Source organism: Mucilaginibacter sp. SMC90 (assembly GCF_022811725.1).
Lineage (GTDB): Bacteria > Bacteroidota > Bacteroidia > Sphingobacteriales > Sphingobacteriaceae > Mucilaginibacter.
Window position 1 is genome coordinate 3,375,696 of the sequence record NZ_CP094527.1, and the last position, 13,143, is coordinate 3,388,838.

Annotated in this window: 12 protein-coding genes; 9 read left to right on the forward strand and 3 right to left on the reverse strand. The window is 39.9% G+C overall.

The window, feature by feature from the left end:
- Positions 1–93 precede the first annotated feature (93 nt).
- Together MTO98_RS14295 and MTO98_RS14300 are read left to right on the forward strand one after the other, a co-directional pair.
- Positions 94–924: an RteC domain-containing protein gene (locus MTO98_RS14295; RefSeq protein WP_167667792.1), complete on the forward strand. Its 831-nt coding sequence runs from the start codon at positions 94–96 to the stop codon at positions 922–924.
- A gap of 176 nt (positions 925–1,100) precedes the next feature.
- Positions 1,101–5,327, forward strand: coding sequence for an NACHT domain-containing NTPase (locus tag MTO98_RS14300; protein ID WP_091207554.1), 4,227 nt, complete (start codon positions 1,101–1,103; stop codon positions 5,325–5,327).
- A gap of 9 nt (positions 5,328–5,336) precedes the next feature.
- Here the strand turns inward: MTO98_RS14300 and MTO98_RS14305 are convergent, their stop codons facing one another.
- On the reverse strand, positions 5,337–5,810 hold the full coding sequence (locus tag MTO98_RS14305) for a hypothetical protein (RefSeq protein ID WP_091207551.1): 474 nt from the start codon (positions 5,808–5,810) through the stop codon (positions 5,337–5,339).
- A 17-nt stretch (positions 5,811–5,827) separates the two neighbouring features.
- A complete protein-coding gene (locus tag MTO98_RS14310) occupies positions 5,828–6,115 on the reverse strand; it encodes a hypothetical protein (RefSeq protein ID WP_091207548.1) in 288 nt (95 codons plus the stop codon).
- Between the two features lie 411 nt (positions 6,116–6,526).
- Between MTO98_RS14310 and MTO98_RS14315 the strand changes: the two genes are divergently transcribed.
- From MTO98_RS14315 to MTO98_RS14340, 7 genes are all read left to right on the forward strand, one after another.
- Positions 6,527–7,129, forward strand: a complete 603-nt coding sequence (locus MTO98_RS14315; protein ID WP_243487262.1) for a hypothetical protein — start codon at positions 6,527–6,529, stop codon at positions 7,127–7,129.
- A 66-nt stretch (positions 7,130–7,195) separates the two neighbouring features.
- Positions 7,196–7,324 carry a hypothetical protein gene (locus MTO98_RS34270; RefSeq protein ID WP_256464371.1) on the forward strand — a complete coding sequence of 43 codons (129 nt, stop codon included), beginning with the start codon at positions 7,196–7,198 and terminating at the stop codon, positions 7,322–7,324.
- Positions 7,321–7,494: a hypothetical protein gene (locus MTO98_RS14320; RefSeq protein ID WP_167667791.1), complete on the forward strand. Its 174-nt coding sequence runs from the start codon at positions 7,321–7,323 to the stop codon at positions 7,492–7,494. Before MTO98_RS34270 ends, MTO98_RS14320 begins: the two co-directional genes overlap by 4 nt.
- Positions 7,495–7,505: 11 nt before the next feature.
- Positions 7,506–8,552, forward strand: a complete 1,047-nt coding sequence (locus MTO98_RS14325) for a DUF932 domain-containing protein (protein WP_091207542.1) — start codon at positions 7,506–7,508, stop codon at positions 8,550–8,552.
- Positions 8,553–8,594: 42 nt separating this feature from the next.
- Positions 8,595–9,377, forward strand: coding sequence for a DUF3560 domain-containing protein (locus tag MTO98_RS14330; protein ID WP_243487263.1), 783 nt, complete (start codon positions 8,595–8,597; stop codon positions 9,375–9,377).
- 3 nt (positions 9,378–9,380) lie between these two features.
- Complete coding sequence (locus MTO98_RS14335) at positions 9,381–9,758, forward strand: hypothetical protein (RefSeq protein ID WP_091207537.1); 378 nt, start codon at positions 9,381–9,383, stop codon at positions 9,756–9,758.
- Between the two features lie 189 nt (positions 9,759–9,947).
- Positions 9,948–10,232: a hypothetical protein gene (locus MTO98_RS14340; protein ID WP_143065069.1), complete on the forward strand. Its 285-nt coding sequence runs from the start codon at positions 9,948–9,950 to the stop codon at positions 10,230–10,232.
- A 12-nt stretch (positions 10,233–10,244) separates the two neighbouring features.
- Here MTO98_RS14340 and MTO98_RS14345 read toward each other — a convergent pair whose 3' ends face one another.
- Complete coding sequence (locus tag MTO98_RS14345; protein WP_091207530.1) at positions 10,245–12,995, reverse strand: DUF4365 domain-containing protein; 2,751 nt, start codon at positions 12,993–12,995, stop codon at positions 10,245–10,247.
- Positions 12,996–13,143: the final 148 nt, after the last annotated feature.

Sequence of the window (13,143 nt, forward strand, 5' to 3'; positions counted from 1 at the left end):
TTTATTCGATTCATTACCTCCGTGAAACACCGGAGGTGGCAACGCCATGCCCTTCACAAGCTTTTTATGTCATCTTACTTTGAACATCATCATATGAATTTAACGTTTGAAACCATCGAAGCCCAGCTGAGAGAGGAACTCCTCAGCTTGCAAAATTATCCGCCAGTGGAGCGTTACAATGCCTCCGTCATCCTGGTAAATAAGGCCATTGCAGACCTGAAAGAACACTTGAAAAAAAATGAGTTTACCAGTCCGCAAGAGGAGATCATCTTCTTCAAGGAGATAAGGCCTAAAATACTGGCTCATAAGCTGCAGGTTTCTGTCGAGTATAACATCAGTGTCAACGAACCAATAGGAACAAGTGATGTGCTGATTAATTACTTCGAGGAAGCGATAAAAGGTTTTCAGTCTCTCTTTAAGCTAAACTCCTTTTATTATCAATACTACAGAAATCATTTCAGCGAACTCGACCACCTTTACTTTATCCGGAACGCAGACCATTCGCAAATACCACTCCCCGAAATAACAGATCCTGAACACACCGATACCACACCAATGAGTGATCTGTTCGCCAAGTTTATCGCTTTTGAACAGGTAAACCAGGTAATTATTTACCGCATTGCCGCACTAATGAACAACTCACCAGTTATTCGCGCGGAAAGTGAATTTGAATTGCGGTGGACTGGCGATGTAATAAATGCAGTTGAACTGGCCTACGGTATTTGGCTGACTGGCCAGGTAAATGACGGCAACGCCAGCCTAAACCAGATAGTCCGATGGATTGAAGCAAACCTCAAAATTTCAATAGGCATTGCGCAACGGAAATTCACGGAAATATCCAGGAGGAAAAGATTGAGCATTACTAAGTTCATTGATCAAATGCGCGCTGCCATACTGGGCAAAGCCGATGAACATAATAGCTGAATTGCTAAAGGGTTGCCGGTAGCAAGGCAACCCTTTTTTTATAATCCATTGCACTCATTAAATTCTGTATGGATTGACTCCACTATAATTTATTTAGCGAATTCTTCAACTTATTATTTAGAGATACTTTATTAATTATTCAGTTTAATGATATTTGCATAAACGCCCTTATCATTATGCCTAAAGCAATACTCGAAATTCAAATATTTATATCTTGCCCAGGTGATGTAGAAGCAGAAAAAAACCGGTTAATTGAGTTTTTTGCAAGCACCGAAATTTCATTGACTAAAAAGGGCATTCCCGCCCATCTTAAGCCACTGTACTGGAAAAGTATTACACATCAATATGATGGTGTTCGCGGACAGACGATCATCAATAATGAATTTGATGGTTATGACCATTATATCGGTATACTGGCGACGCGTTTTGGAACGCCGACAACTGCTGAAGATGGTACCGTATATGGTTCAGGAACAGAGGAAGAATTTAGGGTAGCTGTAAAAGCAAAAAAAGAAAATCCCGACCTGGGCTTGTATGTGTTTTTTAAAAATGTAGAAGAGCCCACTGACCCCAAGCAGAAGGAAGAGTATGATAAAGTGGTTAAATTTAAACATGAATTATATAAAGATGGCTGGGTAAACCACTTTACGACTCCGACAAATTTAAGTGATAAGCTTAACGAAGATCTGATACCGATAATTGAAGAGACTATTCGCAGGCATAAAGTCGTAATTGTAAGTACCTTCAAAGCTGAAGCCGAAGCTAAGTTTGTGGTTACTCCAGAAGGCGTGGCAACAGCATTGGTAACGCTTACTGATGAAATCACCGTCGTTAAAATTGACCACCCTATTCCAAGGACGGTGACATTGGAGGAAGGTGACGAAATCAGCCGAATGTTCTTCAGTGATGATTATAAAAAAGAGCTGACGCAATTATTAACTGACCGAAACCATCTTGTTTTATTAGGTGACGCCGGTTCAGGTAAGTCAACTGAACTTGCAAAACTCGTCGATTTTTACAAGGCCCCAGGATCACTTTATATTCCAGTATTTAGCAAACTGAAGACTTATAAGGGAGGGCCAATAGCTGATTTGCTTCCTGAAGAATTTCAGCATGTTCCGGAGAATACTGCGCTTATAATATTGGATGGCCTCGACGAGGTGGAAACAGAATATTTTAATGATGCGCTGGAAGAGATAAAGAATTTCAGTGAAGCCTATCCATTATGCAAAATTGTCATATCCTGCCGGACAAATTTTTTCGAACTTTCCATCGGAGCAAATAAGGGCTACTTAGAAGACTTTACCATAACCCGTATAAATGAAATCACGCCGTTTGCTATCGTTCAGACAATGAATGAATATGGCATTGATGGTGAAGCATTTTATAATGAGGTAATAGATTGTGAGTATAAGGAGATTGTAACCAAACCTTTTTTCCTGAATATTCTTTCGTCAGTATACCAAAAGCAAGGCAACCTGCGCGGTGGCCGGGCTAAAGTATTTGCGGAAGCGATCAAACTTCGATTGGAGGCCGCTGCTGTAAAGGAGAATTTATCAGAGGCAGATTTAATACGTTGTGAACAATTGTTAACGCGCCTTGCATTAACAATGGAATATATGGGCAGGAATTACTTGACCAATGACGAGTTTGAACGGGTTGTTGCCGCTGAAGCTGATCGTATAATCATTACCAAGTGCTCAATTGTGGCCATTTTTAGAGGCAATTGGTCATTTGAGCATAATAATATTCAGGAGTATTATGCCGCCCGTGCCTTGAGCACGCTGCCTGTTAATTCTGTAAAATCGTTTGTCGCTTTTGCACCTGATTTTAAACTGATCAAACCAAGCTGGTTGAATACGATGTCATTTTTGATTAGTATTTCATCAGATGATCAACGTCAGCCGTTATTGGATTGGCTCATAGCAAATGAACCTGATACACTAATTAGGTTTGAACCTGATCGTATTGACGACGAAACCCGCAACCGAATTTTTTCGGCAATTTTTAAGGAATTTCAGGAAAATGGCTTAATCATCAGGTCTAATAAATTTACTGAAGCAGAATTAGGTCACTTCGCGGATACCCCTGAATCAATGGCCATTGTGAAAGAAGCAATCGGCCGAATTGGTAATAGCATATCTAATAAAATCACGGCACTTCGACTTCTGGAGTACTTTACCCTTAATAGTGAAGAAGAAAAACAGGATGTAAGGAAACTTATTTTGAATTTTATCGATCAGCATCAGGATAAGCCTGATGTAGTATATTCTGCTGTCCATATACTTGCACGATGTGAGCTGGCAGATTCAGAAACAGTTGACAATTTTGTCGCAAAACACAGAACACGTGAGGAAGATTATTACCGTGCAGCACTTTACACCATAATCACCAAAACAGGAAACGTTGACCGATATATTGACGTTTTTTTGGAAGGCATCATGATGATGGGTAAACGCGATCATCAGGCACACAAAAGCAGTTTATGGGATGAGACTGCACAATTGAAAAGAGCATTTGAGGCAATTAGAGAGCCGAGAGCAATTGACACGGCTTTAAGTTTTTTTGAAGAGCCTTATGACCAGCGTTATCGCTTCTATGGCGAAAAAAAGGACGTAATGGAAAGTTTAATAAAACAGGCTATTACGCTTTACCCGGAAGCAAATCAGTTTTACGATAGGATATTGAACATATTTATTAATTATGGCAAAACAAGCGACCGCGATATACTTCAACTTTGCAGAGAATTTTTTGAAAAAACTGGTACCCTGACAAAAGCCTACGATACTGTCTTTCATTTACAAGGTTTACACCAAATTCAAAAAAACCAATTATTGTCTTTAGCCCTTAACGCAGAAACGATTGATTTCATTATCAACGAAATTGAGTCTGGCCGGGTTAAACCTGAAGATATCGTTAGGTTTGCGGAGGAGGCCTACCACCATACCAGAAATACCAATTATGCTCCCGGAGCAAAAGAACTTAAAGAGCAACTGGAACAACGATTAAATATAACTTTTGATGATGCCCAGCTATTGGCGCGTCAGGATAAACGCCGGCAGTATGAACAGGATAGTTTCGATTTGTTGTTTGACGAACCGGCTTTTAAGGCGGAAGCCGACCGCTTTTGGAAAGCTTTAGGTAAGGATGCTGCATCCTGGTCAGATATTTGGGAATTTGCCAACAGCAAAGAATATCATCTTGACGAATATTTTCCGCGATCAGTCACAACCATTATTGGTGAACTTAGCCGGGATACAGGATATATAACAAAGGCTGACGCTGACGCCTTCATGAATAGTGGAATTTCATTTGAAATAGAACGAATCGACAGCATCTATAACCTCCTTAAAAATTCGGGATTAAAAGCAACAGACGAACAAATTGCGTATTTGGAGGATTGGGCCAACCGTACCGCAGCCAGACTTGATATTAAAAGGAGCATCGATGAACATGGCCGGTTTAATGGCTTGTCCTTGATGATCTGGTATTTTGTTAAAAATCAGCACATAAAATTACCGGATGACAAACTGCTTGATTTTACTTTGTTTTACGATTTTATTCAAGGTGATATTGAGAGTTGGTATACGCCCATGGTAGAACAGGTAGGTGAAGAGGCCTTTAATGCCCGTATCATTGAAAACCTGAAGTCAGGACTCAAAGTAGAGCATGTATGGTCGCTAAACGCTGAGTATGCTATTAAAAAAGGTTTGAAAGAATCTTTCGATGCAATAAAATCTGATTTGGTACGGATCAATGAAGTTACTTCTGTCAAGGAAAATATTGCTAAATTATACCTTGAGTCCACCAACGATCACGGGGGCCTTTTTGAAGTGTTGCAACAACTTTCTCCCCAGGACTTCCGATGGGAATTGGTAGATCTGCTATTTAACGGATTGAAGGAGAAAATACACGCTTACCTGTTAGAGATTTTACATTCGGACACCAGTAAGGAATATAAAATCGCCGCCGCCAAACGACTGACCGCTTTGGCTGATGAGGAAGGTTTTAACTATTATGCGGATCACGGTTTTAATAATCCGGATGTCGCTTATCGCGACGACCTATGGCTTAGCTATCTAACAGGTCTGAAAACATTGAACTTCCTGCCACGGTTAACCGCTTTGTTAGAACAAAGCCTGCGGCCCGAAAACATGAATGATGTGTTTAGAAGATATGACGGTAAAGTGCTGGAAGCTTTATTTAATATGGGCCTTCAATCGGAAAAAAACTTAAACGCGGTTACGGCCGCCGTCGGAAATGTAATTGCTAAACGTGCTCCGGAATTAAATTACCTGCTTAACTGGTTGAAACAACTGGACTTTCAGTATAAATTAAATCGTTCTCAGGATGTTAGCCTGGAGGCTGCAATTGTTGCGGTTAATGTTCTCGGTTACCTGTAGAACTATTTATTATTTAGGGATTTTGTCGTAATAATCATTAAGACACTGATCCCGGTAAATGTAAAACTTATGCATATGAGGCTGAAGGATAGCAAAATCTTTCAGCTTCGTTTCTGCTCTATCCCAGGCATCACTTTCCCTTTGATGTGTTAAGAGTGGATTTAGCCTGATTTCATTCGTGAGCGTTGGTTGTGATAAGTGGCCCCATTCATGAAATGAAGACCAAATGATCTCCATATAATCTTTACGATATTTTACACCAATGACCAAGTTTGCAGACCGCCCACCCAAGAGTGGAAAAGGTTCAAAGTGAGAAGATATAAGATGATCATCATATCTTACATGACCTCCACCTTTGTAGAAGGCAAAGAAGGGAAACCTTAAGACTTCCGCAAACGCTTTCAATAAAGCGTACCTTTTAAAAGTTTCTATAAAAAAATGATCGACCTTTTCGATGGCCTGCTCATCGGTCAAAATCTCCATTCCTAAAAATACAAAATCTACATATAAAAGCAATTTTCAGGCGCTGGGCATCCCCTGCGGGCCGGGTGTTCCGCTATATCTCCTCCGGAGGATGCCGCTGCCCCCCCTGATGCGGCTATCGCTGTAGCAAGTTCGCATTCCGCAATGCTCCATTGCTCACCCGCTTCGCTCGCACGGGAAATAGCCATTACAGCGACCGCTTTGCTCTGCACAATACTCGTCATTCCGCTGCCGCTATATTCCTCCCTTTGTGCAGCCGCCGTAAAGGCAATTCCCTTTTCCCTGACCGTGATATGATTTTGCAACGCTTGTTGTGTATTGCAGCGCAATATACACTGCGATGACCTGCCCGGCCTTTCGCTTACGGACGGTAACGGTAACCGTCAGGCGCTCGTGCCGTTCAGGTCGGTTTTCATGACCGCCGCAGCGCTGGTATTCTTCAGACGGCTATCGCCTCATTTGCCTTTTGTTACGCAAAGGAATCCCTCGCCGCGAGCCAAGGCCATGCGGAGTGCCGTCAAAAAAATCTTCCTGCAATTTCAAAGGCTGCGGCTGCGCCGCGATGTGTTGGCAGCGTATTTTTTAGCGTCAGCCTTGTCTCTTTTCCCCGCGCGCAAATAATGGGGTGCTTAACAAAAGGCAAATGAGGCGATAGCCGAATGAGCCAGGCGAAAAAAAAGTATCAAACAAATTTTTAACCCTTTAAAGCGCAGAAAATGAGCACAACAACCAAAAACAGCGGAACTACACAAGGTGCAGCAACCGCAAAAAACGACAGCAAAAAAATCGAAACCACCAACCGCCCGAGCATCCCCGGCAAAGACAATGAAAAAAACGATGGACTTGTTAAAAACGACCCCGCCAAAATTGAACCCGCTGCCCAGGCTGCGCAAGCTGCGCCCACACCGGCAACAGAAACTAAGGCCTCCGCTAATGAGCAACCGGCAACAGGCCATGAGCAACCTAAAACCGAAGAGGTGAAAGAACAGCCCGCAGGAGAAATTAAATTTCTTAAACCTGCCTTGAATTTGGAGCAGACCGTAAAATACGTTGAGGGCCTGCACCGCAAAAATATTCAGCGTTTAGCCTTAATCGCCCGGATCAAAACTTTAGAAGATTTTCAGATCAAACTGGCCGAAAATGCCGACCAACTGGAAAGCAATTTTTATCAGGGTTGCAAACTGATCATTGAGGATGACAAGGGTAACAAGTTTACCACAAACACACCAAACCTCATTGCGATGACTGCACAGTTTGTTTACGATGCCTGTGTGTCTAAACTTTCAGAAATCGAGGCAGAAATCGTTTTTCCTAACTAATTAACTCTTGCCTCCCGGAACTACCGGGAGACTTTTTTTTAACCAACCCATTAAATAGGAATTAAGATGTACGAGCTATTTATCGAGTTAACAAACCAGCTTTTTTGGGACGGCTACGCCGAACAGTTAGCAAAGGAAAACCCCGCAGTTTTCCAGTTTGAATTTGCCGAGTTCATAAACTCCTATCAATTATGAATAAGCATAACGACACCTTGTATTTGCTCATTAAAGTAACGGTAAACACGCCCTACAAGCACATACATAACGCCATTAGCGAACTGCAAAGGGAAACCAATTTGAGCATTACCAGCACCGAAAATGTGCAGGTGCTGAAAACCGAAATAATGGAATTGAAAACCAAATAACATTTACAATCATGCCAGATAATATAAATTTCAATCAACTAACAGGTAAACACGCTTTTATGAGCGTTAAGGAAAGAGCATGGCACGGCCTCGGGCAGGTCGTTGACCGTTACCTGACCAGTGCCGAAGCTATACAGGTAGCCGGACTGGACTATGAAGTAGAAAAATGGTCATTATACGCATACGATCAGCAGGGGCGGTATTCCGATGATCTTTTTGTGCCTGAAAAATTTGCTACCGTTCGCACAGATACAAATCAGGTTTTGGGGGTAATCGGTAGTGAATACGAAATTGTACAAAACCGGGATGCCTTTAAATTTTTTGATGCCATTGTAGGCGGTGGCGATGGCGTTTTATATGAAACAGCCGGAGCATTGGGTAACGGTGAACGTATTTTTATTACCGCCAAATTGCCGGGTTACATTCGTGTTGGTAATGACGACCTGATCGAAAAATATTTGTTCCTCACCACCTCGCACGATGGTTTTGGCAGTATCACTATTGCATTTACCCCAATTCGTATAGTATGTAACAACACGCTTAACGCAGCATTGCGAAATATGACCAATTGCCACAAAATCCGCCATACGGAAAGTGCCAAAGAACGTTTGGAAGAGGCACACAAAATTATGGGCTTCACCAACACCTTAGCCGACCAGTTGAGCGATGTATTTAACCGTTGGTCACAAATCCGCATCCGTGATAAGGAAGTGCTTAAACTGGTGCAATTGGCAATGGCACCAAGCAAAGAGGTGCTAAATAAAATATTGACAGACGAAGCACCTGACGAGTTTTCAAGCAGGTTTAAAAATACCGTTGAACGTATTTGTACCTATGCCTTCACCAATCCAACCCAACAAATGGACACCACCCGCGGAACTTTATTTGGTGCATACAATGCGATCACAGGGTATTTTCAAAATGTATTGGACTACAAAAGCGAAGAGCAAAAACTAAAGTCCGTCATGTTTGGCAATGGCCTGACAAAAACACAAACTGCATTTAATCTCTGCCATGACTTTGAAAAGTTTGGAGGCGGTGATTTTATACTCAATTAATAACAAGGCGGGGGCATTTGCCCCCGCCAAAATTCTACAATCATGAAACACGATTTTGAAGAACGTAAAGAAAACCGCATAATAAACGCTCACCGCTTAGCTAAAAAGAACACCCAGGAAGCGGAAAGCCTGTATACAACAGCCTCAGAAATGGCAAGCGTTATACCTATGGGGCAGCCTATTTTAATTGGCCATCACTCAGAAAAACGAGATCGTAATTACCGAAACCGCATCAGCAATAAATTTCAACAGGCAAATATCAAATTGGATAAAGCTGCCTATTATCAGGACAAAGCAAAAACTATTGAAAATAATGACGCCATATTTTCGGATGACCCTAAAGCCCTGGAAAAGCTGAACGCCAAATTAAATGAATTAAAAAAGGCACAGGAGTTTATGAAGTCTTCTAACAAATGTCTTAGGAAAGGCGATAAAGAATGTTTTTTAAAATTAGAGGCTGCAAGTGAATACCTTTGGGATGAATTAAATAAAACCAGCCCCGGTTATGGCAAAGGATTTGCACATTTTAGCCTCTCCAATAATAACGCCAATATACGCCGTATTCAGCAGCGTATCGACCAACTTAAAAAGCTGGAGGTTAAAACAGCAATCGACGAGACAATAAACGATATACGCATTTTTGAAAACAAAGAGGCGAACCACTTGCAAATCATATTCCCCGGTAAGCCTGATGAAATCACCCGCAAAAAACTGAAATCTGCGGGTTTCCGCTGGTCACCAAGAGAGGGTGCATGGCAACGACACATCAGCCGGAGCGCTTATTTAGATGCTCAGATTATAGTTAAGAATATAACTTCAAAATGAGACATGACAATTTGTTATGAATTTGCATTCAGGTTAGCCGTCCGTAAGAAAAACGGACGGCTATTTAAAAATCACTCCGTTAACGGTATCGGATTCACTTTTCAAAATGCGCTTTGGGATGTTTACCATACCTTGAAAAAACGGAAAGCTGAAATTGTTACTATTTTAAGTGTGAGGCCTTTGCGGGTGGCATTTGCCTTTAATAGTCAACAACAATCAATTAAAATAAATATTGCAGATCACCCACCGGACATACCAGGCGATTTAAACCGGGAATTGGAAATGCTGCCCAAAAAACGCATAGAAGAACCCGTTAAAGCCTTCATTTGGGAGGAGGAACCAACCTTCTATTTTATTTTAAAAAGGCCGTATAACGGCTAATATAGGGGCTGAGGCCCCTTTTTTGATAGGGTTAGACTTCTTTTCTTTGTGATCAAAGAAAAGAAGCAAAAGAAATTATTTTAAGGTAACCTATACGTTCTACTTATAAATTACAACTATATATTGGTATTACCAGATAAGGATTTTGAATCAATTATACCTACCTTAGAAATACTAAACAGAACCGATATGATAGATGTCAAATTTAAATTCAATGATCAAAATCGCGATTTTGGCCTGACAACATTTGTCAACTATGAAAAGGAACGATTGGTTTTTTTCGTACAGTTGGATAATAGCGGCATACTGGTAATTGAAAAACTATCAGGTACTTCCTGGAAGCAAATCTCCGGAGGTACATTTGACGATGGTTTTAGGGATGTTATTATTGAGGCTATCAACAAAATCCACTTATCTAAAATTTGGGATGATGCCCGCCCACTTGAAGAATTGCCAGCACATTATTTAAATTAATTAGTTAGCACTTTAATCTTCTACTGATTCAATATTTAGCGGATTATAAAGATCAATGTAAAGCCGCTCCATCCGGTTATCCCGTTTAGATTTTAAATAAGTTTCTAATGTTGATTTTATGACCGGATGCTTTCTAAATGCGGCAAAGTAAAATTTAGTGGCATAGAGTCCAATCCATCTGACCTTAAATTTAGAATAATCAAAATTGGCAATGTCAAGTAACCAATCGTAATAATCACCGTAACCAAAGAAATTCAAATCGGTAATTTTTTTTAGGTCTATCTCCATTTTAAAGCAGAGATTAAGTAGCATATCAAACATCGGGTATTTATTTTCAGTCTCGCTACCGAGCATGGCCTGAAAATTTGGCCGGTTAGGATCTGGAACAGCCTGAGCAATGAACTTATCCAAATATTTAAGATCTAAGGGCAGATCATAAATACTTGCATAGTAATACTGATAGGCATCAAATTTATGATCAAGTCTCTTTTCCAGTTTATTGATAATCTTCTTTTGAAGGGTTGCAGGTAATATTGGATAAACATATACGCCAATATTATTTTCTCTTCTTTCGTCGTCCTTAGCATTACTATTCATTAAAACCTTTTCCTCAGCTTTTGAAACCTGCAATTTTATACCACGGAATTTTATGGCATTGGACACTATACTAATCCTCGCTTGCGCATAAGCATCTTTTTGGAGCAGTGAAAACCAGAAAAGTCGTTCAAGTGTCGATGAAGCTAACTGAGGATGTTTTTTGACGATAAATGAGTTGACATTTACGTAACAATCAGGTGAATGTAATGGCCCATTGTTAATACAACAAATGATTTGAGATATAACCGTTTCTGCTTCCAGATCGCTCATTTCTACAATCGAAGCTATACAAAGTGTGTTAGCGAATAAGGAGGGGTATTTGTTTCTCCAAAAAAAACCATCATCCGGGCTGTAATTTTTAAAGGCTTCATCTACCAAATGATTGTTTGCGAGAAGATTTTTAATTAACAAATGAAGGTTATCATCTTTTTCCCATGGTTCGTAGGCTATAGATGTAAGCCGGTACTTATTGAAATATCGCCAGATCATTTCCTGACTTCCGTCAAAAATCATCCGATGCAGATGATAATCGTTAATTTTCTGTGGTAGATTGGGGTTTTCGTCTTTCATAGCATAAGCAGCGAAAAGCCCTTCAGTCATTGCATCAATTAGTTGCTTGTATTCACCCCATCTATCAAAAACAATATAATTGCCATTTACAAAAGAATTAAGTTGAGCAACTGAATCAATCAGTTCATTGAAATGCCTGTTTCTGCCAACATTGCCGTCAATAAAAGATTGGTAGTTGTCCCTGATCTTACCAACCGCTTCGTGAATTTCATAAGCTGGCTCATTGATGAAATTTTGATTTTTTATCCATTTTGCAAGCTTCAGATTATGCCCTTTGGTGGCAGATCTTAAAACTACCTTATCCAAATCAATATTCTGATCCGAAGCAGCAGTATTTATAATATCGATATCATAATACCCCCCCTTTATCAATCTTCCCAGTTTAATCAGGTTAAACTGTGTAATGGCATAAATAACCGGCTTTTTCGCGATTTTTGCTTCTTTAGCAATTGTTTTTTGCATTTCAGCTGCTTTAACAAAATTACCTAATTGGTAATGCATGTAGGCAACCTTCATTTTATCAAGTAACCCTTCAGTAGGTTGATTATCAATTGATTTAATTGAACCTGGAATATCTAACTTGTAATACCGGCAAGCGACACAATCACATTCCTGATCCGGGAAATACCTCAATGATACATCCGATTTCCTGGAATCATTTCCAAGCCAATAAATATGATTTTCAGTAAATTTCTTTAAAACCAGCTTTGCTTTATTTTCCGCATCAACAACACCACTGATTAGTGATGGATTTTTAAATGTAATGGAATGGTCATCATTAACCTGAAAAGAGTCGAACAATTCTATCAATTCTTTATTATCAGTGGTTGCTTTGAAAGAATTAATGTATGGAATGAAACCATCAGCCTTTTTAAAAGGTTTATTTCGGATTAACAGGTGCCTTGGGAGATACCTGATCTCGTCATATAGGTATTCAAATAAATCATAAACCTGGTCTAATAATGGTTTCTTTTCGTCTACCTCAAAATCAGCTCCATTGGAAAAAATGGGGCTATCTTTATCTGTGGTTTTATAAAACTGTGTTGATTTAGATTCCCCGATCTGATCTAAAAACTTTTCAAAATTTTGTGCATTGAGTTGATGAGCCGGATTAATATAGATTTGCACACTTTCCTGATCATCACCAGCTTGATCAACTCTATCATCGACACTATCATCGAGTTGGATGGCGTGCCAAAAAACCTTTTGGTTAGGCACGTCGCACAACATAAACATGGTAGCAAAAGGTATCTCCTGCCGGTAATAACGAACATGCCGTAAAGAAATTTGAAATGATATTAAGCCTTTATTTTCCGTTTTAATTAAAGGTTTTACCGGGTCAAGGGTACCTTTATTTTGCAACTTAAATATCTCAAGAGTTTCGTTTTTAGCTTTTCCAATAATTTCAACCTGAAAATCGATTCCTCGGTCATCCTGGTTTTCCTCACTCACAACAGAAATATGAATTCCGGAATAGATATTTCCTATTTCATCGAAAGTCTTTTGGAGCAACAAATTGCCCTTTTTTCTTCCATCTATTGCTTTAAAGTCATCCGTGTAGTCCGTTTTCTTTTTTCCTGAAGTTTTCTTGCCCATAAATTGATAAAGTTTCTGGCGATTACTAAATTAAAGATTTTCAAATATTAAAACACGCGTTGTCCATCTGCTAACACAGTTTAATTGCCTATTTAATGGAAACAACTGTTAACATTGTTTAGGATGTATTATTTTAGAATTTATATAA